Raw genomic sequence first — 21001 nt, 5'->3', positions numbered from 1 at the left:
GCCCAGCAGGTCGGGTCAGAGGACGACGAGGTCGTCACGGTGCACGACCTCGCGCTCGTAGTCGGCGCCCAGCTCGGCGGCCAGCGCGTGCGTCGACCGGCCGATGAGGCTGGGCAGCTCCCCGCTGTCGTAGTTCACGAGCCCGCGGGCCACCGCCTGGCCGTCGGGCCCCACGACGTCGACCGGCTCCCCGGCGCCGAACTCGCCACTGACCCCGACGATGCCGGCCGGCAGCAGGGAGGCCTTGCGCGAGGTCAGGGCGGCGACCGCTCCGGCGTCGACGTGCAGCTGGCCCTTGGTCTCGCTCGCATGCGCGAGCCACAGCAGCCGCGTGGGCCGACGTCGGCCCGTGGGGTGGAAGCGCGTGCCCACCGCCTCGCCCGCGACGGCCGCTCCCGCCCGGTCGGCCCGGGCCAGCACCACCGGGATGCCCGCACCCGTGGCGATCCGCGCGGCCTCGATCTTGGTGACCATGCCGCCGGTACCGACCTTCGACCCCACCCGTGCGACGTCGACCTCGAGGAGGTCCTCGGGTCCGTGCACGTCGGGGATGGGCCGCGACGTGGGCACCGACGGGTGGCCGGTGAAGAGACCGTCGACGTCGGAGAGCAGCACCAGCAGGTCGGCGTGCACGAGGTGCGCCACCAGGGCCGCGAGGCGGTCGTTGTCGCCGAAGCGGATCTCGCTCGTGGCCACCGTGTCGTTCTCGTTGACGACCGGCAGCACACCCAGCTCGTGCAGCTTGGCGAACGTCTGGTGCGCGTTGCGGTAGTGGCTGCGGCGGGTCACGTCGTCGACGGTCAGCAGGACCTGGCCCACCGTGATGCCGTGGGTGGCGAACCTCTCGGAGTAGTGCGCCACGAGGGCACCCTGGCCGACGCTGGCCGCGGCCTGCTGCGTCGGCAGGTCCCTGGGACGGGTCGTGAGCCCGAGCGGCCCCAGTCCGGCCGCGATGGCACCGGAGCTGACCAGCACCACCTCGTCGCCCGCTCGCCGGGCTGCGGCGAGGGCCTCCACCACGACGTCGACCTTGGCCGGGTCGAGGTGGCCGGTCGACGACGTCAGCGACGACGAGCCGACCTTGACGACGACCCTCCGGGTCATGCCCCCGTGCCCTCGGTGTCCGCGTCCTCGTCCTCGGAGGTCCAGTCGGGCTCCTCGCCGCGCTCGCGCAGCTCGCGGAACTCGGCCTCCTGCGCCCGCTTGGCGGCCAGCGCCTCGCGACGCTCGACGTTCGTCCGCCGGTCGTCGCGGTCCAGGCGCTGGTCCTCACCACGACGACCCAGCATCTCGGCACCGGCCTCGATCGTGGGGTCGAAGTCGAAGACGACCGCGTCCTCCCAGCCCAGGTCGGCCGTGCCGCCGATGACGACGTCGTCGCCGGGCTCGGCACCGAGCTTCGCGAGGCTGGCCTCCACACCGAGGCGAGCGAGGCGGTCGGCGAGGTAGCCCACCGCCTCGTCGTTGCTGAAGTCGGTCTGGCCCACCCAGCGGGTGAGCTTGGCGCCACGCACGATCCACTGCTGCTGGCCCTCGGGGCCGCGGCGCTGGTCGACGGTGAACTCCTGGCCCACGCCGGCCTCGGCCTGGGGGCGCAGCACGATGCGGGTGATCTCCTGCGAGGGCGCGTCGGCGCGACGGCGCGCGACGATCTCGGCCATGGCGAACGACAGCTCGCGCAGCCCGGCGTGGCTGGCGGCGGAGACGTCGAACACGTCGTAGCCGCGCTCCTCGAGGTCGGCGCGCACGAACTCGGCGATCTGGGCGGCGTCGGGGACGTCGGTCTTGTTGAGCGCCACCAGCCGCGGGCGCTCGAGCAGGTCCTTGCCGGTGGCACCCTCGGCCAGGCCATCGGCGTAGGCACGCAGCTCGGCCTCGATGACGTCGAGGTCGCTCAACGGGTCGCGGCCGGGCTCCACGGTCGCGCAGTCGACGACGTGCACGAGGGCCGCGCACCGCTCGACGTGGCGCAGGAAGTCGTGACCGAGGCCGCGTCCCTCGCTGGCGCCCTCGATGAGGCCGGGCACGTCGGCCACGGTGAAGGTGGTCGACCCCGCGGTGACGACCCCCAGGTTCGGGACCAGGGTGGTGAACGGGTAGTCGGCGATCTTGGGCCGCGCGCGTGACAGGGCGGCGATGAGGCTGGACTTGCCGGCGCTGGGGAACCCGACGAGACCGATGTCGGCCACGACCTTGAGCTCCAGCACGATCGTGCGCTCCTGGCCGGGCTCACCCTTGAGGGCGAAGCCGGGCGCCTTGCGCTTGGCCGACGCCAGGGCCGCGTTGCCGAGACCACCTCGGCCGCCCGCGGCGATGACGAGCTCGGTGCCGGGGCCCACGAGGTCGGCGAGCACCTCGCCGGTGCCGTGCTCACCGCCGGAGCGCACCACCGTTCCGTCGGGGACCTTCAGCACGAGGTCGCCACCATGACCACCACTGCGGTTGCCGCCCTCGCCCGGCGCACCGTTGCCGGCCTTGCGCTTCGGCTCGTGGTGGTAGTCCACGAGCGTGGTCACGTCGGCCGAGACCCGCAGGATGACGTCGCCACCGTGACCGCCGTTGCCGCCGTCGGGCCCGCCGAGCGGCTTGAACTTCTCGCGGTGCACCGACGCGATGCCGTGCCCGCCGTTGCCGCCGACGACGTGCAGCGTCACGCGGTCGACGAAGGTGGGGACGGCCATCGGGTGCTCCTGGGAACGGGGGTGGGAGGGAGGTGCAGGGACGTCGAAGGGGTGGCCGCATGCGCGGACCACCCCTTCGACGGATGTTCTGCCGGCTACTCGCCCGGAACGATGTTCACGACCTTGCGGCCGCGACGCGTCCCGAACTCGACCGAGCCGGCCGACAGCGCGAAGAGCGTGTCGTCGCCGCCACGGCCGACGTTGGTGCCGGGGTGGAAGTGGGTGCCGCGCTGGCGGACGATGATCTCGCCCGCGTTGACCAGCTGGCCGCCGAAGCGCTTGACGCCGAGGCGCTGGCTGTTGGAGTCGCGGCCGTTCTTGGTGGAGGCTGCGCCCTTCTTGTGTGCCATGAGTTCAGTCCTCTACTTCGCGATGCCGGTGATCTTGACCTGGGTGTACTTCTGACGGTGCCCCTGGCGCTTCTTGTAGCCGGTCTTGTTCTTGTACTTCTGGATGGTGATCTTGGGGCCCTTGGTGCCACCGATGGCCTCGGCGGTCACGGAGACCTGGGAGAGCGAGTCGGCGTCGGCCGTGACGGTGTCACCGTCGACGTACAGGACGGCCGGCAGCGAGACCGCCTCGCCCTGGGCCAGGCCGAGCTGGTCGATCTCGATGACGTCGCCGACGGCGACCTTCTGCTGCGTGCCGCCACTGCGCACGATTGCGTAGACCACGGGATTCCTCACTCGGTTCTTGCTGGAAGCTGTGCTTGCCAAGGCTTGGGGCTGTGCGGGGCCGGGCGAACGCAGCGGGCTGGTTCGGCGACCGGTGCCGGGCTCTCGCCCGGGCATGCGGATCGGCGCGCAGGGCACGCCGACACATCATTCTACGGACCGTCACCCGGCTCGGTCAAAACGGGGGCGTCCTCGCTGGTGGAGGCCCGGTCGCCATCCGTCTCCGACACCTCGGGAGCGGAGTCCTGCTCGGCCTCGGGCAGAGGGTCCTGCACGGGCTCGGCAGCGGTCTCGGCCTCCGGCGCGACGGCGTCCTCGACAGGCTGGTCGCCCGTCTCGGGTGCGGGGCTCTCGGGCTCGAGCGCGGCGTCGACGGCGGGTGCAGGAGTCTCCTGCTCCGACGGCTCCGACGGCTCGGCAGGCGCCGAAGCGCCGTCCTCGGGCGTCGGCACGTCCTTCGGGGGCCCCGAACGGCGGGAGGACCGGCCCGAGGACGACGAGGTCGTCCTCGACGTCGTCGACTCCGAGGAGTCGGCCTCGTCCGTCGCCGGCTTCTGCTGCCCGCGACGCGAGCCACCGTTGCCGTTGCTCGACCCGTTGCCGTTGCCGTTGCTCGACCCGTTGCCGTTGCCGCCGTTGTTGCCGCCGCCGTTCGACCCACCGTTGTCGTTGCCACCGTTGCCGCCACGACCACGACGCTGGCGTCCGCCGCCTCGCGGCTCGTCCTTCTTCGGCTCGACCGGCTCGGCCGTGATGACCACACCGCGCCCGTTGCAGTGGTCGCAGTCGGTGCTGAACGACTCGAGCAGGCCGGTGCCGATCCGCTTGCGGGTCATCTGCACGAGCCCGAGCGACGTCACCTCGGCCACCTGGTGGCGGGTGCGGTCGCGGCCCAGGCACTCGACCAGGCGACGCAGCACCAGGTCACGGTTGCTCTCGAGCACCATGTCGATGAAGTCGATGACGATGATGCCGCCGATGTCGCGCAGCCGGAGCTGGCGGACGATCTCCTCGGCGGCCTCGAGGTTGTTCTTGGTGACCGTCTCCTCGAGGTTGCCCCCGGAGCCGGTGAACTTGCCGGTGTTGACGTCGACCACGGTCATGGCCTCGGTCCGGTCGATCACGAGCGAGCCGCCCGAGGGCAGCCAGACCTTGCGGTCCAGCGCCTTGTGGATCTGCTCGTCGATGCGCAGCACGTCGAAGGAGTCGCGGCCGTCGTGCTCGGCGGGCGACCACTCCTGCAGTCGCTCGGCGAGGTCGGGTGCGACGTGACGCAGGTAGCCGGAGATGTTGTCCCAGGCGTCGGAGCCCTCGACGACGAGCGAGGCGAAGTCCTCGTTGAACAGGTCGCGCACGACCTTGATCACGAGGTCGGGCTCGGCGTACAGGAGCTGGGGGCCCTTCGCGGAGGGCGTCCCGTCCTCGCCGATGCCGGCCTTGGCCTTGATGTCGTCCCAGCGCGCCGTGAGCGCGGTGACGTCGCGGGTCAGCTGGTCCTCGCTGGCGCCCTCGGCGGCCGTGCGCACGATGACGCCGGCGTCCTCGGGGAGCACCTCCTTGAGGAGGGCCTTGAGCCGGGCGCGCTCGGTGTCGGGCAGCTTGCGGGAGATACCGTTGGACTGGCCTCCCGGGACGTAGACCAGGAAGCGGCCCGGCAGGCTGATCTGGCTCGTGAGCCGCGCGCCCTTCTGGCCGATCGGGTCCTTCGAGACCTGCACGAGGATCTGCTGCCCGGGGGTCAACGCCTCCTCGATCTTGCGGGCCTTGCCGTTCTGCACACCGCTCCAGTCGACCTCGCCGGCGTAGATGACGGCGTTGCGACCGGCACCGATGTCGACGAAGGCGGCCTCCATGCTGGGCAGGACGTTCTGGACCTTGCCGAGGTAGACGTTGCCGATGAGCGACGTCTGGGACTCGCGGGCCACGTAGTGCTCGACGAGCACGGAGTCCTCGAGCACGGCGATCTGGGTGTAGGCGTCGCTCTCGGCGCCGGAGCCCTTCGACACGTGCTGGCGGACGACCATCTGACGGTCGACGGCCTCGCGTCGGGCCAGGAACTCGGCCTCGGACACGATCGGCGCGCGGCGCCGTCCGGCCTCGCGGCCCTCGCGGCGGCGCTGCTTCTTGGCCTCCAGGCGCGTGGAGCCGGCCACGCCGGTGATCTCGTCCTCGGGGTTGCGACCCTCGCGGACCCGCACGACGGTGTTCTCCGGATCGTCGGGCGAGGCGGACGCACGCTCGCCCGAGCGGGCGCGACGCCGGCGGCGGCGGGTGTTGGTGCTCTGGCCCTCGCCGTCTCCCCCGTCACCGGAGTCGTCCTGGTTCGACGAGCCGCCGGCTCCGTCGTCCTGGCCCTTGGCCTCTCCGGACTCGGCACCGTCGGAGGAGTCCGAGCCGTCGCGGGTGTCGTCACTCTTGTTGCGGCGACGTCCGCCGCGGCTGCGGCGACGACGCTTGGGACCGCCACCGGATCCGTCACCGGAGTCGTCGCCCTGCTCGTCGGAGTCCGTGCCGTCGGAGGAACGCCCCTCGGAGGACCGGTCGTCGCGAGCGGGCGCCGTCACGGGCTCGGGAGCCTGGAACGCCACGGCTGCGGTCCCGGCATCGTCACCGGATGCCGCGGGCTTGCGACCGCTGCGCTTCCTGGCGGGCCGGTCACCGCTGCTCGCGCGGTCGTCGCTCGCCGTCGACGCCTCCTGGCCGGACGCGGTCGCGTCGGCCTCCTCAGGAGCAGCGTCGTCCTTGACCGCGGTCTTCTTCGCCGCGGTCTTCTTGGTGGCCGAGCCCGCGGAGGTGCTCTTCTTGGCCGACTTCTTGGCCGCTGCCTTCTTCGCCGGGGCGTCGGGGGACCCGGTGTCGCCGTCGGACCCGCCCGAGGGGGCCGCCTTCTTGGCGGTCCGTCTGGCCGGGGCCTCCTGCGTCGCGCCGGCGTCGGACGCATCGGAGTCCTTCGTGGCGGGGTCCTTGCCGGACGCGGCACGCGCCGGAGCCTTCTTCGCCGGGGCCTCGGGCGGGGCGAAGATGTCGGTGCTCACGGCCGCGGGGGGTCCCGCCGGTCGGGCGGCGGCCCGTCGTCTCGTCCGCGAGGTGGTGCTGGTCTCGGTGGTGGGTGTGTTCTTGTCGTCGTCGAGCATGTGCTCTCCTCAGGCCCCGTGAGCGCCTACGTGAGGCCGGGGTTCTGCGTCTGCGGCTCCTCGCCCGGGGGCTCGGTCACCGAAAGTCTTCTGGCGGCGCCGGGGCGCTGGGGCGTCCCGGGTGGTCGACGTCCGGCCTGTCACACGGCTCCCCGTCCGTCCCGCCGCGGTCAGCACCTGTCAGGATGCGTCGCGGTCGAGGGCGAGTGGATCGCCGACCGTCCCGTTCTCCACGTCCAGAGGACCCTGGGCCGAGCGTGTCGCCAGGGGCGTCTGCTCGAGCTCGAGGCCCCCGCGGTTGCGGAGTCCGGTGAGTACGTCGTCCGGTCGGACCGACGGGTTCTGGTGTCGGACGACCACCGTCAGTATCGCATACGCCACACCCGAGGTGTCGGACGAACCAACGGAGAGTGACTGGACGGCGGCACGGGCGTCGAACGTCCGCAGACCTCGTTTGGTCATCCGCTCGACGTCGACCTGCTCGGCCGCGAGGAACGCGTCGGCCGCCTCCCGGACCTGCTCCGGCGCGGTTCCGCGCAGCTCGATCACCCACTCGCTCGCCTCGAGCCGGTCCGCCAGCGAGCCCCCGCCCTCGCGTGCAGGAACCACCTCCAGCACGTCGATGCCGGGCGGCAGGGCGTCGTCCAGCGCCACGCGGACGGACTCGGGATCACGCTGCTGCGTGAGCCCGATCTCGAGGAACTCGGCCTCGCTCGCCGCGCCGGTGGGAGCCGCTCCGGCGTAGGAGATCTTCGGGTGGGGCGTGTAGCCCGACGAGAACGCGATCGGCACCTGGGCGCGGCGGACCGCGCGCTCGAAGGCACGACCGAAGTCGCGGTGGCTGGTGAACCGCAGCCGGCCGCGCTTGGCGTACCGGATGCGCAGCCGCTGGACGATGGGCAGCTGCGGGTTGGGCGCCTCCGGGTTGGGGGTGCCACGCAGGGTCGTGCTGCCGTCGGACATGGGTCCGACCCTACCGAGGTCGGCGTCCGCAGGCTCTCGCCGAGGGCCGCGTGCGGACGCCTCCCGACGGTGGCGTTGGATGTCTCGGTGAGCTCCTCGTCATCCGTCCGTCGCGGGGGTCCCGCCTGGCTCGTGGGGGCCGCGATCGTGCTGCTCGCGCTCAACCTGCGCGTGGCGATCGGCAGCGTCGGGGTGGTCATCGACCCCCTGCGCGACGACCTCGGCATGAGCGCCACGGTCGCGGGCGTCCTGACCACGCTGCCCGTGCTGTGCTTCGCCGTCTTCGGGACGACGGCAGCGCGCGTGGTCCGTCTGCTCGGTCTCGACCGCACCGCCGCCGCACTGCTGGCCGTGCTGGCCCTCGGGCTCCTCGCCCGGTCGGTCGTCGACTCCACCGCGCTCTTCCTCGTGCTGTCGGTCGTGGCGCTCGCCGCGTGCGCGGTGGGCAACGTGGTGCTGCCCGCCCTCGCGAAGGAGCACTTCCCCGACCGGCTCCCCCTCGTCGGCTCGCTCTACGGCGCCGCGCTCATGGCCGGCGGCGCCGTGAGCTCGGTCGTCACGGTGCCGGCCGCGGACGCGCTCGGTGGCTGGCGGCCCGGCATCGCGGTGTGGGCCGTGCTGAGCGTGGCCGCCCTGCTGCCGTGGCTGCCGATCGCGGCCCGTGCCGGGCGCGCGGGGCGCGACGTCCGACCGGTCGGACCGTCGCTGACCCGGCTCGCCCGCAGCCGACTCGCCTGGGCCTGCGCCCTCTGCTTCGGCGCGCAGTCGGCCCAGGCCTACGCCCAGTTCGGCTGGTTCCCGACGATCCTGGCCGACGCCGGGCTCGCGCAGGGCACCGCGGGTGCGATGCAGGGACTCCTCGGGGCCGTCGGCATCCCGATGACCCTCCTCCTGCCGCCGTTGGTGGCACGCCTCGGAGGCCGCGGCATCCTCCCGTGGATCTTCGCCGCCCTCACCGCGAGCGGCTGGGCCGGGGTCCTGTGGGCCCCGACCGCGGCTCCGTGGCTCTGGGCGATCCTGCTCGGGCTCGGGGGGTGCGCGTTCACCTGGGTGCTGATCATGTTCGGCCGTCGCGCCTCGACGACGGAGGGCACGGCCTCGCTGTCGGCGTTCGCACAGTCCGTCGGCTATCTCGTGGCCGGGCTCGGCCCGTTCGGCACCGGCCTGCTGCACGACGTGACCGGCTCGTGGACCGCACCGGTCACGGTGCTCATGCTGGGCGCCGTGCTCATCGGGGTGTTCGGCACCCTCGTGGACCGCGGCGGGACGATCGAGGACGAGCTCGAGCGCCCCGCCGCCTGAGTCCGCTCAGACCACCGAGAGCGGCAGCAGCTTCTGGCCCGTCGGGCCGATCTGGATGTCGGTGCCCATCTGCGGGCACACGCCGCAGTCGTAGCAGGGCGTCCAGCGGCAGTCCTCGATCTCGAGGGCGTCGGGGTCGAGCGCGTCCTGCCAGTCCTCCCAGAGCCACTCCTTGTCGAGACCGGCGTCGAGGTGGTCCCACGGGAGCACCTCGTCGTGGTCGCGCTCACGGGTCGTGTACCAGTCGAGGTCGACCGGCTCGTCGGCCAGGACCTCGGCGGTCGCGGACTCCCAGCGCTCGAACGAGAAGTGCTCGCTCCAGCCGTCGAACCGACCGCCGTCACGCCACACCGCCTCGACGATCCGCCCGACCCGTCGGTCACCGCGCGACAGCAGTCCCTCGACGATCCCGGGGCGTCCGTCGTGGTACCGGAAGCCGATGGCACGACCGAAGCGCTTGTCCGACTGCACGGACTCACGCAGCTTGCGCAGGCGCTCGTCGGTGGTCTCGTGGTCGAGCTGCGCGGCCCACTGGAACGGGGTCTGCGGCTTGGGCACGAAGCCGCCGATGCTCACGGTGCAGCGGATGTCGCGGCGACCCGACGCCTCGCGTCCGGCCTCGATGACCCGCTTGGCGAGCTCACCGATCTGCAGCACGTCCTCGTCGGTCTCGGTGGGCAGGCCGCACATGAAGTAGAGCTTCACCTGGCGCCAGCCGTGCGAGTAGGCGGCGGTGACGGTGCGGATGAGGTCGTCCTCGGTGACCGCCTTGTTGATGACCTTGCGCAGACGCTCGCTGCCGCCCTCGGGCGCGAACGTGAGCCCCGAGCGTCGGCCGTTGCGGCTGAACTCGTTGGCCAGCGTGATGTTGAAGGCGTCGACGCGGGTCGACGGCAGCGACAGCGACGTGTTGGTGCCCTCGTAGCGGTCGCCGAGCTGCTTGGCGAGGTCGCCGATCTCGGTGTGGTCGGCGCTGGAGAGGCTGAGGAGGCCGACCTCCTGGTAGCCCGACTCCTTCAGACCGGTGTCGATCATGTCGCCGATGGTCTGCAGCGAGCGTTCGCGCACGGGGCGCGTGATCATGCCCGCCTGGCAGAACCGGCAGCCACGCGTGCAGCCACGGAAGATCTCGACGGAGTACCGCTCGTGCACCGTCTCGGCCAGCGGCACCAGCGGCTTGCGCGGGTACGGCCACTGGTCGAGGTCCATGACGGTGTGCTTGGCCACGCGCCACGGCACGCCGTCGCGGTTGGGCCGGACCGACGCGATGCGGCCGTCGTCGCGGTAGTCGACGTCGTAGAACTTCGGCACGTACACGCCCCCTGAGGCCGCGAGCCTCAGCAGCAGCTCGTCGCGGCCGCCGGGACGCCCCTCGTCCTTCCACTCGCGCACGACCTCGCTGATGGCGAGCGCGATCTCCTCGCCGTCGCCGAGCACGGCGGCGTCGAGGAAGTCGGCGACCGGCTCGGGGTTGAAGGCGCTGTGGCCGCCCGCGAGCACGATCGGGTCGTCGTCGGTGCGGTCGACGGCGTGCAGCGGGATGCCGGCCAGGTCGAGCGCCGTGAGCATGTTGGTGTAGCCGAGCTCGGTGGCGAAGGAGATGCCCAACACGTCGAACGCGCGCACGGGACGGTGCGCGTCGACCGTGAACTGCGGGATGCCGTGCTCCCGCATGACGGCCTCCATGTCGGCCTGCACCGCGTACGTGCGCTCGGCCAGCAGCCAGTCACGCTCGTTCAGCACCTCGTAGAGGATCTGGACGCCCTGGTTCGGCAGCCCGACCTCGTAGGCGTCGGGGTACATGAGCGCCCAGCGCACGCTGACGTCGTCCCACTCCTTGACGGTGGCGTTGAGCTCGCCGCCGACGTACTGGATGGGCTTGCCCACCGTCGGCAGGAGCGGCTCGAGACGGGGGAAGACGGACTCGACGGACATGGCCCCAGGCTACGCGGCGTCCGGGACCTGAGAGAACGCCTGCGCCGTCTCAGCAACGTTGCCTAGGATGGTGGCTTCGTCCTGGGCCCTTCCCCGCCCTCTTTCCGTCGAGCTGGACAGGAGTGCGTGTGCGTCACGACGACCTCGTCGACCGGTCGGGCGGTCGGCACCGGATGGCACGCCACCGCGCACCATCGGCCTTCGAACGCCGGCGCGACCGCACCCTCGACCTGCTGGCCGACGTCGCCGACGCCCTGCCGAGCGGCCGCACGCTCACGACCTTCGCCGTCGGCGGGGTCGTCGTGGCCGCCGGTCTGACCGCCGGCGCCCAGGCCGTGGGAGCCGGTGACAGCGCCGCCGCCGCGACCGGGCTGCGCCCCGTGTCGGCCATCGCGACGCCGCTCGTCCAGGCCCAGCGCGTGTCCGACGCCGTGATCGTCGACCAGGGCGCCCAGCGCCGGGTCGAGGAGGTCCAGGCCAAGGCCGACGGACAGCAGCGTGCCACCGCGCAGGCGAAGAAGGAGGCCGCCGAGCGCAAGGAGGCCGCCGCGAAGGCGAAGCGCGAGAAGGAGCGGCAGGCGGCGCTGGAGGCCGCCGACCCCAAGGTCGTCGCACGCGCCATGCTCGCCGACTACGGCTGGGACGAGGGCCAGTTCTCCTGCCTCGACAACATCTGGAGCCAGGAGAGCGGCTGGCGCGTGGACGCCGAGAACCCGTCCTCGGGCGCCTACGGCATCCCGCAGTCCCTGCCGGGCACCAAGATGGCCAGCGCCGGCAGCGACTGGCGCACCAACCCGGCGACCCAGATCGAGTGGGGCCTCGGCTACATCGAGGGTCGCTACGGATCACCGTGCGCGGCGTGGGACTTCAAGAAGGGCGCCGGCTGGTACTGAGCGCGACTCCGTACGCTTGCCTGCCATGGGTCTGTTCAATCGACGCAAGCCGCCGATCTCGGTCTCCTACGTGCCGAAGGCGTCCGATCCGGACGCGCCCGACCAGACGGTCACGCTGAGCAACGGCTCCGAGGTGGGCCTGCGCCCGATCCTGCGGTTCGTGCCCCGCGACCAGTACGGTCGCGAGCTGCCGAACGTCGAGGTCGGCACGGTGCTGGGCATCGACCGGGGCGCCGTGGTGGCGCCCCCCGGTTCCGCCGCCACCGACGTGCTGCACTTCCACGGCCAGGGCGCCCGCAACGTGCGCGGCGTCGAGGTGCACGTCGAGGGCATGGAGCAGGTGGACCTCGACGGCATCGTGGCCCCGGTCGAGGCGCTCATGGTCGACCTCGAGGAGCACGCCACCCTCGACCCGCAGGACTTCTGGGGCATCGGCCTGGTCAATCGCAACGAGGTGCCGATCAGCGTCGGCGTGACGCTCGTGGAGTACGAGGATCGGGTGGGCGACGCCCCCCGCCAGGCCGTCGACGCCGTGACCCTCGACGGCACCGTCGACCTCGCCTCGCAGTCCCACGAGGTCGTCTGGCTCCCCGAGGAGGTCCGCGGCCGCTTCCACGGCGTCCTCGCCCACGTCGTCGTCCCCTGGACCGGCCCCACCGAGCCCCCTCCCCTCGACCCCGCCTGACCCCTCTGGAGGACGCAAGATTCTGCCTTCGTGAGCGAGAGTCCGAACGATGCTGCGTTGACGACGGGATCCGGACGCGAACGCAGCATCGATCGGGACGCCGGTACTGAACGCAGAATCTTGCGTCGCCCCGTCCACAGGGCTCTCGCGCCCGCGTGCCTCCGTCCACAGCCTTCGGCCGCGCCCTTCGTCCGGGGCCGGACGGCCGACACGGTGGAGGCATGCAGACCGTCATGTCCGTCCGCCAGGCCGTCGAGCTGTTCGGGGCCTGGCCTGTGCGTCAGCGCCTCCGCGCCGGTGTCTGGCAGCGCCCGTGCCGAGGTGTCGTCGTCACGCACAACGGTGTCCTGACCCTGCACGAACGAGACCTGGTCGCGCTCGCCTCCTCTCCCCCGCGTGCGGCCCTCGCCGGCTCCTCGGCGCTCCGACAGGACGGCTTCGACGCGCGCGACCCCCGCCATCTCGTCGTCCTGCCGGCGGGAGCACGGGCGCCGTCGTGGGACCGCGCCACCGCGCACTGGTCGCACGAGCTAACCGATGTCGACGTGCATCCCACGCACCGGCCGAGACGGACCAGACCGGCGCGGTCGATCCTCGACACCGCCTCATGGAGCAGCAACGAACGATATGCACGCTGGATCGTGATCAGCGCCCTGCAAGCCGGTCTCGTCACCACCCGGCACCTGCGTGAGGCCCTGACCCGCCGCGGTCGGTGTCGGCATCGCAGCGTGATCGTCTCGTCGATCCTCGACGCGGCCGGCGGGATCCAGTCGGTCCCCGAGCGAGACTTCGCGGCCATCTGGCGAGCCACCGGGCTCCCCGTCGCCACACGGCAGGAGGCGGTGCGTGGTCCGGCTGGTCGCTTCTACCTCGACGTGTGGAGCGAGCGCCTCGGGTTCGGCGTCGAGGTGCACGGGATTCCGCACCTCGCCATCGAGCAGTGGGACGAGGACCTGGTCCGAGCCAACGAGATCGTGATCACCGGCCGACACGGGCTGACCTTCTCGTCGTACTCGGTTCGCCACCACCCCCACACCGTGATGGACCAGCTCGACCGGATGGCACGGGCCCACGGGTGGGAAGGCGCCCTGGCCCCCGAGCTCCTTCCCCGGTCACCATCCTGGGACCCAGAGCAACGCAAGATTCTGCGTTCGGGTGCGAGGAGCTCAAGCGTTCTGCGTTCGTGACGGGATTCGGACACGAAGGCAGAACCCTTCGGCCTTCCACTCATGAACGCAGAATCTTGCGTCCGCCGGAGGCGTCAGGCGAGGGAGGGGAACCAGAGGGCGATCTCGCGGGCCGCGGACTCCTCGGAGTCGGAGGCGTGGACGAGGTTCTCGCGGTTGGACAGGGAGAGGTCACCGCGCACGGTGCCGGGGGCGGCGGCCCGGCCGTCGGTGGCGCCGTTCAGGGCGCGGACGACCGCGATCGCCTCGTCGCCCTCGAGCACGAGCGCCACGAGCGGGCCCGTCGTCGCGAAGTCGCGCAGCGGCGGGTACCAGGGCTGCTCGACGTGCTCGGCGTAGTGCGCGTCGGCCTGGGCGGCGTCGATGGCGCGGTGCTCCATGGCCACGATCGTGAGGCCCTTCGCCTCGTAGCGGCCGAGGACCTCACCGACGAGACCACGACGGACGGCGTCGGGCTTGAGCAGGACGAGCGTGCGCTGGGACATGGCCTCAACCTAGCGAAGGCCCCCGCTCGTCCGTCCGGTGGTGCGCCCGTCGGTAGCGTGGTCCGTGCCGACCCCCAGCGAGCCCGACCCCGAGGAATCCATGAGCAACCAGCCCTGGTGGCGCCACGCCGTCATCTACCAGGTGTACCCCCGGTCGTGGGCCGACGCCGACGGCGACGGCATCGGCGACCTCCCCGGCATCACCTCCCGGCTCGAGCACCTCGCCGACCTCGGCGTCGACGCCCTGTGGCTGTCGCCGTTCTACGTGTCCCCGCAGAACGACGCCGGCTACGACGTCGCCGACTTCCGCGACGTCGACCCGCTGTTCGGCACCCTCGACGACTTCGACGCCCTCGTCGAGCGGGCCCACGGACTCGGGCTGCGGGTGATCGTCGACGTCGTGCCGAACCACTCCTCGAGCGAGCACCCCTGGTTCCAGGCGGCCCTCGCCGCCGGCCCCGGCAGCGCCGAGCGCGCGCGGTACGTCTTCCGACCCGGGCAGGGCCCCGACCGCTCGGAGCCGCCCAACAACTGGATCTCGAACTTCGGAGGTTCGGCCTGGACGCGCGTCACCGAGGCCGACGGCACCCCCGGCGAGTGGTACCTGCACCTGTTCGACGTCACGCAGCCTGACTTCGACTGGACCAATCCCGAGGTCCGCGAGGAGCTGCACTCGGTGCTGCGCTTCTGGCTCGACCGCGGCGTCGACGGGTTCCGCATCGACGTCGCGCACGGCCTGATCAAGGCCGACGGCCTTCCCGACGCCGACCTGCTGCTCGACACCGTCGGCAGCCACACGCGCCTGCTGCCGATGTGGGACCAGCCGGAGGTGCACGACGTCTACCGCAGCTGGCGCACCCTCGTCGAGGGCTACGCCGGGTCGCTCGCCGACCTGTGGGGCCAGGACGACGACCGGATGCTCTGCGGCGAGGCGTGGGTGGAACCCGCGCACGCGCTCGCGCAGTACGTGCGTCCCGACGAGCTGCACCAGACGTTCAACTTCTCGTTCCTGCTGACGCCGTGGGACGCCCCCGCCCTGCGCGACGCGATCGGCCGGTCCCTCGAGAGCGCCGCCGACGTCGGCGCCCCGCAGACCTGGGTGCTCTCGAACCACGACGTCGTGCGGCACGCCACGCGGCTGGGTCGCTCCGACGCCACCCGTGTCGTCGACACGGAGGGCATCGGCCCCGACGACGAGCAGCCCGACGCGGAGCTGGGCCTGCGCCGGGCCCGCGCGGCGACCACCCTCATGCTCGCCCTCCCGGGGTCGGCCTACCTGTACCAGGGCGAGGAGCTGGGCCTGCCCGACGCCACCGAGCTCCCCACCGACGTGCTGCAGGACCCCACCTGGGAGCTCTCGGGCCACGAGCGACGAGGGCGCGACGGCTGCCGCGTGCCCGTCCCGTGGGAGTCCACCGGCCCGTCGCTCGGCTTCGGCCCCGAGGGCGAGCCGTGGCTGCCGCAGCCGTCGGCCTACGCGGACCTGGCGCCTGCCCGCCAGCGCGGCGTCGAGGGCTCGACGCTCGAGCTGTACCGCACGCTGCTGCGACTGCGGCGCGAGCTCGACCTGGGCACGCGGTCGCTCGCGTGGATCGAGGACGGTGACGACCACGGCGTGGAGCACGTCGACGGACTGCTGTCGTTCGCGCTCGTCGCCAGCGGCGGCGACGTGGTGGCGACCGTCCACACCAACGTGTCGTCGGTGCCGGTCCCACGGCCTCCGGGTGAGCTGCTCGTCTCCAGCGGCGAGGTCGCCGACGACCACCTGCCCGCCGACACCACGGTCTGGCTCCGCCCCCACCCGGCCTGATCGCGACCGGGGCGACCCCGGGGTTGCGCCCCCGACGGCACCGTCCTACGTTGATGACTCCCGTGTGGCACCGGTCACGTCGGGGACGGAGGGAAAGGGGACCCGACCCATGGCGACCACGCGACGTCGGACGGCGGTGATGGTCGCGAGTCTCGCCCTCGGTTCCTCGCTCCTCGCCGCCTGTGGCGGATCCGAGGGCAAGCCCACGCTCAACTGGTACATCAACCCGGACGGCCAGGACACCCTGAACAAGCTGGCCGAGGACTGCAGCACCGACGAGTACGACATCGCCATCCAGCTGCTCCCGGCCAGCGCCACCGACCAGCGCACCCAGCTCGCGCGCCGGCTCGCCGCGGGTGACAGCTCCACCGACCTCATGAGTCTCGACCCGGTGTTCGTCCCCGAGTTCGCCAACGCCAAGTGGCTGAAGCCGTTCGAGGGCGACCTCGCCGACCAGGTGCTCGACGACGACGTCCTCAAGGGTGCGGCCGAGACCGTCACCTGGAACGACCAGGTCGTCGCCGCGCCACAGTGGGCCAACACGCAGGTCGTGTGGTTCCGCAAGTCCCTCGCCGAGGCCGCCGGGCTCGACATGAGCCAGCCGGTCACCTGGGACCAGGTCATCGACGCGGCCTCCGAGGAGGGCGGCACCGTCGGCGTGCAGGCCAACCGCTACGAGGCGTACGTCGTGTGGATCAACTCGCTCATCCAGGGCGCCGGAGGCAACATCCTCGACCCCGACACCGTCGAGGACGGCCGCGACGCGAAGGTCACGATCGACTCGGCGGCCGGCAAGGACGCCGCTGCGGTCATCGAGAAGCTCGCCGACTCCCCCGCCGCCCAGCCCGACCTCACCACCTCGAACGAGGGCACGAGCCTCGGCCAGATGTTCCCCGAGAACGGCCCCGGCGAGTTCATGACCAACTGGACCTTCGTCTACAAGAACTACGAGGGACTCATCGACAAGCCCGGTGGCCCGGCGGACGAGCAGGCGTTCGAGGACCTCGGCTGGGCCCGGTACCCGCAGACCGTCGAGGGCGAGGAGTCCCGGCCCCCGATCGGCGGCATCGACATCGGCGTCGGCGCGTTCTCCAAGCACCCCGACTTCGCGCAGGAGGCTGCCGTCTGCGTCACGAACGCCGAGGCGCAGTCGGCCCTGGCCGTCAACGAGGGCCTCATGCCGTCGCGCCAGTCGGTCTACGACTCCGCCGAGCTCAAGGAGGCCTACCCGGCCGACCTGCTGCAGCTCTACAGCGAGAGCGTCGACACCGGCGGCCCGCGCCCCAAGAGCGCCTTCTACAGCCAGGTCTCGAGCGCCATCCAGTCCCGCTGGCACTCGCCCCGCTCGGTGAGCCCGGACTCGACGCCGAAGCAGTCGGCCGACTTCCTGACCGCGATCCTCCGAGGGGAGGCACTCCTGTGAGCACCGCCACCGCCCCCAAGAAGGCCCCGAAGAAGTCCGCGAGCAAGCCCGTCGCGTCGGACCGCGCCAAGGCGGAGAGCCGCCTCGCGTTGTACCTCGTGGCCCCGGCCGTCGCACTGATGCTGCTGGTCACCGCGTTCCCGATGCTGCGCGCGCTCTACCTGTCGCTGTTCAGCTACTCGCTCACCGCTCCCGATGACCGTGAGTTCGTGGGCCTGGCCAACTACGGGACCGCCCTGACCGACCGGCTGTTCTGGATCGACACGGCCAACACGGTCGGCATCATGATCATCACCGTGGCGTTCGAGCTCGTCATCGGCTTCGTCTTCGCCATGGTCATGCACCGGCTGATCTTCGCCCGCGGCCTCGTCCGCACGTCGATCCTCATCCCCTACGGCATCATCACCGTCGTCTCGGGCTTCGCGTGGCAGTTCGCGTTCTCCAACACGAACGGCTTCGTGAACGGCTGGATCCCCTTCCTCGGCGACGACTTCACGTGGTTCGCGGAGTACCAGACGTCGATGGTGGCGATCATGGTCTCGGAGATCTGGAAGACGACGCCGTTCATGGCGCTGCTCCTGCTCGCCGGCCTCGCGCAGGTCCCCGAGGACATGCTGGAGGCGGCCAAGGTCGACGGGGCCACGTGGTGGCAGCGGCTCTGGAAGGTGATCCTGCCGAACATGCGGGCGGCGATCATGGTGGCCGTGCTGTTCCGCGCGCTCGACGCCTACCGCATCTTCGACAACATCTTCGTCATGACCGCCGGTGCCAACAACACCGAGTCGATCTCGTTCCTCACCTACCGGCAGGTGATCGAGCAGTTCCAGCTCGGCATCGGCTCGGCCCTCTCGGTGCTGCTGTTCCTGTCGGTGCTCGTGGTGGCGTTCGTGATCGTCAAGGTGTTCCGGGTCAACCTCGCGGACGCACGGCAGGAGGGCTGACATGAACAAGAACGCTGCGACCCGCATCGGCACGCTCGTCGGCTTCGTCGCCATCATGATCTGGTGCCTCCTCCCGGTGGCCTGGATCATCTCGCTGTCCTTCAAGAGCCAGGAGGCGGTCACCAACGGCAGCCCCGGCTTCTTCCCCTCCAGCGGAGGTGGCGCAGGCTGGCAGAACTACGCCGACGTCATCGCCGACGAGCAGTTCCGTCGGGCGATCTTCAACTCGATCGGCATCTCGCTCATCGCGACCCTGCTCTCCGTCGCCCTGGCCACGCTCACCGCCTACGCGGTCGCGCGGCTGGAGTTCAAGGGCAAGCGGTTCGTGCTCACCACCGCCCTCGTCATCGCCATGTTCCCCGTGGTCTCGCTCGTCGGGCCGCTGTTCGACATGTGGCGCACGCTCGGGATCTACGACACGTGGCCCGGCCTCATCATCCCCTACATGAGCTTCACCCTCCCCCTCGCGATCTGGACGCTCTCGGCGTTCTTCCGCGAGATCCCGTGGGAGATGGAGCAGGCCGCGCAGGTCGACGGGGCGACCTCGTGGCAGGCCTTCCGCAAGGTCATCGTCCCGCTCGCGGCACCCGGTGTGTTCACCGCCGCGATCCTGACGTTCTTCTTCGCGTGGAACGACTTCGTGTTCGGCATCTCGCTGACGTCCACCGAGAACGCACGACCCATCCCCGCGGCACTGTCGTTCTTCGTCGGTGCCGACCCGTTCAACCGGCCGGCGTCCCTGCTGGCCGCGGGTGCCGTGGTCGCGACGATCCCGGTCATCCTCCTCGTCCTCTTCTTCCAGCGAAAGATCGTCGCGGGCCTCACCGCCGGCGCAGTGAAGGGTTGATCCCATGGCCACCATCGAGATGAAGAACATCGTCAAGAAGTACGGGGACGGCTTCCCCGCCGTGAACGACATCAGCATCGACGTCGAGGACGGGGAGTTCCTGATCCTGGTCGGCCCGTCGGGCTGCGGGAAGTCGACCCTGCTGCGCATGATCGTGGGTCTGGAGGACATCAGCTCCGGCGACATGATCATCGACGGCGACCGGGTCAACGACCTGGCACCGCGCGACCGCAACCTGGCCATGGTCTTCCAGAACTACGCGCTCTACCCGCACCTGACGGTCTACGAGAACATCGCCTTCCCGCTGCGCCTGAAGAAGGTGCCGGAGAAGGAGATCGACGAGAAGGTCCGCCAGGCCAGCAAGACGCTCGACCTCGACGAGCACCTCGAGCGCAAGCCCGGCAACCTCTCCGGCGGCCAGCGCCAGCGCGTGGCCATGGGTCGTGCCATCGTGCGCGACGCCAAGGCGTTCCTGTTCGACGAGCCGCTGTCGAACCTCGACGCCAAGCTGCGTGGCCAGATGCGCACCGAGATCGCGCGCCTGCAGAAGCAGCTCGGCATCACGACCGTGTACGTGACGCACGACCAGACCGAGGCGATGACGCTCGGCGACCGCGTCGCGGTCATGAAGCGCGGGATCCTGCAGCAGCTCGCCTCCCCGCGTGAGCTGTACGAGCAGCCGGTCAACCTCTTCGTCGCCGGCTTCATCGGCTCGCCGCCGATGAACTTCCTGCCGGCCACTGTGGAGGACGGGAAGATCACCTTGCCGTTCGGCACCTTCCCGCTGCCCGCCGACAAGGCCGCGCGCGCCGAGGGCAAGGGCCTCATGCTGGCCGGCATCCGCCCCGAGCACTTCGAGGACGTGTCAGTGCTGAAGGACGAGGCCGACTCCTCGCGCACGTTCGAGGCGCACATCGACGTGCGGGAGTGGCTCGGCGACCAGCAGTACGCCTACGTGCCCTACGACGCCGACGCCACCACGCAGGACCAGCTGCGCGAGCTCGCCCGCGAGGCCGACAGCGAGTCGCTGCGCACGCAGCTGGTCGTCTCGCTCGACGCCGCCAGCAAGATCACCGACGACGACAACACGGTGCTGTTCATCGACACCGACAAGCTGCACCTGTTCGACCCGACGAGCGGGGAGAACCTCACCGTCGGTCTCTAGCCCCGTGCCGCGTCCGGCCGGTCACGACCGGTCGGACGGGCGGGGAGGCTGGGCCTTCCGGCGGCGCTTGCGCACGGCCTCGAGCACCTCGGCGTTCCACTCGTGCTCGCGGATGAGCCGGTACCGCTCCCCCGCGACCCGCAGGTAGGCCGCGGCGGGGCGCTCGTCGGGCCCGCGGACGCCGGCCTCCTCGATCATGTCGACGACCGGCCTGAACTCCTCGGCGTACCAGCGGCTCGCCATGGTCGCCTTGTCCATGTAGGCACCCTCGGCGTGCATGGTGCGGGTGGCCCAAGCCTCCACCGTCTCGGCCAGGTAGCCGTAGTCGAAGGGGTCGTCGAAGGCCACCGCGGCGCGCGCCTCGCCGGTGAACGGCACCCGCTCCAGCATCAGTCGGCGCCAGTGCTTGAGCTCGAGGTCGCTGCGTCCCTCGACCCCCACCGGCCTCAGGAACGTGTCGACGACGGTCACCCGCGCCTCGATCAGCTTCAGGCCGAGGCTGCGGGCCACCGAGACGCGGTGGTGGCCGTCGCGCACGTAGTACTGGTCACCCACCTGGTAGACCTCGATCGGTGGGATCACCTCGCCGGTGCGGCTCGCGCGGGCCAGGCGCTCCCAGCGCTCACGGCTGCGCGCCGACGTCGGCCGGAACCGGCGGTCGAAGTCGCGCACCTTGTCGACGGAGCCGACGATGCAGTCCAGCGGGATCACCCGCGTGCCCGCGTAGTGCTCCCCGCGCCGACCGAGCGCCTCAACGACCTCGTCGAACGACATCGACTGCGCGACGTCGTCGTGGTCGTTGCGCAGCCGTGCCGCCAGCGCCGACAGCACCTGGTGCCGCCGCGCACGCATGAAGTCGCTCTCGGCGTCCACGCG

The 21001-nt window shown here is 71.3% G+C and carries 18 protein-coding genes; 9 read left to right on the top strand and 9 right to left on the bottom strand.

The genetic code is table 11. The features are described from left to right. Positions 1-15: 15 nt before the first annotated feature. The 6 genes from proB to NBW76_RS07520 all read right to left on the bottom strand — a co-directional run bounded on the left by proB (position 16) and on the right by NBW76_RS07520 (position 7452). The gene (proB, locus tag NBW76_RS07545) at positions 16-1104 is read right to left on the bottom strand and encodes a glutamate 5-kinase (RefSeq protein ID WP_056555253.1); all 1089 of its coding nucleotides are present in this window, start codon (positions 1102-1104) and stop codon (positions 16-18) included. After that, the gene (gene obgE, locus NBW76_RS07540) at positions 1101-2681 is read right to left on the bottom strand and encodes a GTPase ObgE (RefSeq protein ID WP_055965143.1); all 1581 of its coding nucleotides are present in this window, start codon (positions 2679-2681) and stop codon (positions 1101-1103) included. Before obgE ends, proB begins: the two co-directional genes overlap by 4 nt. A gap of 95 nt (positions 2682-2776) precedes the next feature. Continuing rightward, entirely contained in the window at positions 2777-3031 is a 255-nt protein-coding gene (gene rpmA / locus NBW76_RS07535; RefSeq protein ID WP_055965140.1) for a 50S ribosomal protein L27, read from the bottom strand. 12 nt (positions 3032-3043) lie between these two features. Then, positions 3044-3355, bottom strand: coding sequence for a 50S ribosomal protein L21 (gene rplU, locus NBW76_RS07530; protein WP_055965138.1), 312 nt, complete (start codon positions 3353-3355; stop codon positions 3044-3046). Between the two features lie 152 nt (positions 3356-3507). Further along, a complete protein-coding gene (locus NBW76_RS07525; RefSeq protein WP_082481969.1) occupies positions 3508-6489 on the bottom strand; it encodes an Rne/Rng family ribonuclease in 2982 nt (993 codons plus the stop codon). Positions 6490-6669: 180 nt separating this feature from the next. Continuing rightward, a complete protein-coding gene (locus NBW76_RS07520; RefSeq protein WP_156364821.1) occupies positions 6670-7452 on the bottom strand; it encodes a TIGR03936 family radical SAM-associated protein in 783 nt (260 codons plus the stop codon). 87 nt (positions 7453-7539) lie between these two features. On the opposite strand from NBW76_RS07520, the gene NBW76_RS07515 reads away from it, so the two are divergent. Beyond that, positions 7540-8754: an MFS transporter gene (locus NBW76_RS07515; RefSeq protein ID WP_162239223.1), complete on the top strand. Its 1215-nt coding sequence runs from the start codon at positions 7540-7542 to the stop codon at positions 8752-8754. A 6-nt stretch (positions 8755-8760) separates the two neighbouring features. On the opposite strand, the gene NBW76_RS07510 is transcribed toward NBW76_RS07515, so the two are convergent. Further along, on the bottom strand, positions 8761-10689 hold the full coding sequence (locus NBW76_RS07510; protein ID WP_056555247.1) for a TIGR03960 family B12-binding radical SAM protein: 1929 nt from the start codon (positions 10687-10689) through the stop codon (positions 8761-8763). A 128-nt stretch (positions 10690-10817) separates the two neighbouring features. Between NBW76_RS07510 and NBW76_RS07505 the strand changes: the two genes are divergently transcribed. The 3 genes from NBW76_RS07505 (at position 10818) to NBW76_RS07495 (ending at position 13454) form a co-directional block, all read left to right on the top strand. Further along, entirely contained in the window at positions 10818-11582 is a 765-nt protein-coding gene (locus NBW76_RS07505; RefSeq protein ID WP_055965124.1) for a lytic transglycosylase domain-containing protein, read from the top strand. Positions 11583-11607: 25 nt separating this feature from the next. Next, positions 11608-12267: a hypothetical protein gene (locus tag NBW76_RS07500; protein ID WP_056555244.1), complete on the top strand. Its 660-nt coding sequence runs from the start codon at positions 11608-11610 to the stop codon at positions 12265-12267. Between the two features lie 221 nt (positions 12268-12488). Beyond that, positions 12489-13454 (top strand): hypothetical protein, encoded by a 966-nt coding sequence (locus NBW76_RS07495; protein WP_056555242.1) that lies wholly within the window; start codon positions 12489-12491, stop codon positions 13452-13454. A 74-nt stretch (positions 13455-13528) separates the two neighbouring features. Here NBW76_RS07495 and ndk read toward each other — a convergent pair whose 3' ends face one another. Beyond that, on the bottom strand, positions 13529-13939 hold the full coding sequence (gene ndk / locus NBW76_RS07490; protein ID WP_056555239.1) for a nucleoside-diphosphate kinase: 411 nt from the start codon (positions 13937-13939) through the stop codon (positions 13529-13531). 64 nt (positions 13940-14003) lie between these two features. Between ndk and NBW76_RS07485 the strand changes: the two genes are divergently transcribed. The 5 genes from NBW76_RS07485 to NBW76_RS07465 all read left to right on the top strand — a co-directional run bounded on the left by NBW76_RS07485 (position 14004) and on the right by NBW76_RS07465 (position 20125). Then, on the top strand, positions 14004-15749 hold the full coding sequence (locus tag NBW76_RS07485; RefSeq protein WP_369815004.1) for a glycoside hydrolase family 13 protein: 1746 nt from the start codon (positions 14004-14006) through the stop codon (positions 15747-15749). A gap of 109 nt (positions 15750-15858) precedes the next feature. Next, complete coding sequence (locus tag NBW76_RS07480) at positions 15859-17172, top strand: extracellular solute-binding protein (RefSeq protein WP_056555233.1); 1314 nt, start codon at positions 15859-15861, stop codon at positions 17170-17172. Continuing rightward, positions 17169-18113, top strand: a complete 945-nt coding sequence (locus NBW76_RS07475) for a carbohydrate ABC transporter permease (protein WP_055965104.1) — start codon at positions 17169-17171, stop codon at positions 18111-18113. Before NBW76_RS07480 ends, NBW76_RS07475 begins: the two co-directional genes overlap by 4 nt. A 1-nt stretch (position 18114) precedes the next feature. Next, the gene (locus tag NBW76_RS07470; protein WP_055965099.1) at positions 18115-18960 is read left to right on the top strand and encodes a carbohydrate ABC transporter permease; all 846 of its coding nucleotides are present in this window, start codon (positions 18115-18117) and stop codon (positions 18958-18960) included. 4 nt (positions 18961-18964) lie between these two features. After that, positions 18965-20125, top strand: coding sequence for an ABC transporter ATP-binding protein (locus NBW76_RS07465; RefSeq protein WP_082481966.1), 1161 nt, complete (start codon positions 18965-18967; stop codon positions 20123-20125). Positions 20126-20146: 21 nt separating this feature from the next. On the opposite strand, the gene NBW76_RS07460 is transcribed toward NBW76_RS07465, so the two are convergent. Further along, positions 20147-20998, bottom strand: a complete 852-nt coding sequence (locus NBW76_RS07460) for a ParB N-terminal domain-containing protein (protein ID WP_235493003.1) — start codon at positions 20996-20998, stop codon at positions 20147-20149. Positions 20999-21001 lie beyond the last annotated feature (3 nt).

The sequence above is a fragment of the Aeromicrobium sp. Leaf245 genome, assembly GCF_942548115.1.
Lineage (GTDB): Bacteria > Actinomycetota > Actinomycetes > Propionibacteriales > Nocardioidaceae > Aeromicrobium.
The sequence above is the reverse complement of the archived record's forward strand: the minus strand, read 5'-3'. Positions and strand labels throughout refer to the sequence as shown.

What these genes read in the sequence shown, in the direction of transcription:
- NBW76_RS07520 (WP_156364821.1), bottom strand. Translation starts at nt 7,452, where the DNA reads ATGTCCGACGGCAGCACGACCCTGCGTGGCACCCCCAACCCGGAGGCG.
- NBW76_RS07510 (WP_056555247.1), bottom strand. Translation starts at nt 10,689, where the DNA reads ATGTCCGTCGAGTCCGTCTTCCCCCGTCTCGAGCCGCTCCTGCCGACG.
- NBW76_RS07500 (WP_056555244.1), top strand. Translation starts at nt 11,608, where the DNA reads ATGGGTCTGTTCAATCGACGCAAGCCGCCGATCTCGGTCTCCTACGTG.
- NBW76_RS07480 (WP_056555233.1), top strand. Translation starts at nt 15,859, where the DNA reads ATGGCGACCACGCGACGTCGGACGGCGGTGATGGTCGCGAGTCTCGCC.
- proB (WP_056555253.1), bottom strand. Translation starts at nt 1,104, where the DNA reads ATGACCCGGAGGGTCGTCGTCAAGGTCGGCTCGTCGTCGCTGACGTCG.
- obgE (WP_055965143.1), bottom strand. Translation starts at nt 2,681, where the DNA reads ATGGCCGTCCCCACCTTCGTCGACCGCGTGACGCTGCACGTCGTCGGC.
- NBW76_RS07495 (WP_056555242.1), top strand. Translation starts at nt 12,489, where the DNA reads ATGCAGACCGTCATGTCCGTCCGCCAGGCCGTCGAGCTGTTCGGGGCC.
- ndk (WP_056555239.1), bottom strand. Translation starts at nt 13,939, where the DNA reads ATGTCCCAGCGCACGCTCGTCCTGCTCAAGCCCGACGCCGTCCGTCGT.
- NBW76_RS07525 (WP_082481969.1), bottom strand. Translation starts at nt 6,489, where the DNA reads ATGCTCGACGACGACAAGAACACACCCACCACCGAGACCAGCACCACC.
- NBW76_RS07470 (WP_055965099.1), top strand. Translation starts at nt 18,115, where the DNA reads ATGAACAAGAACGCTGCGACCCGCATCGGCACGCTCGTCGGCTTCGTC.
- rpmA (WP_055965140.1), bottom strand. Translation starts at nt 3,031, where the DNA reads ATGGCACACAAGAAGGGCGCAGCCTCCACCAAGAACGGCCGCGACTCC.
- NBW76_RS07465 (WP_082481966.1), top strand. Translation starts at nt 18,965, where the DNA reads ATGGCCACCATCGAGATGAAGAACATCGTCAAGAAGTACGGGGACGGC.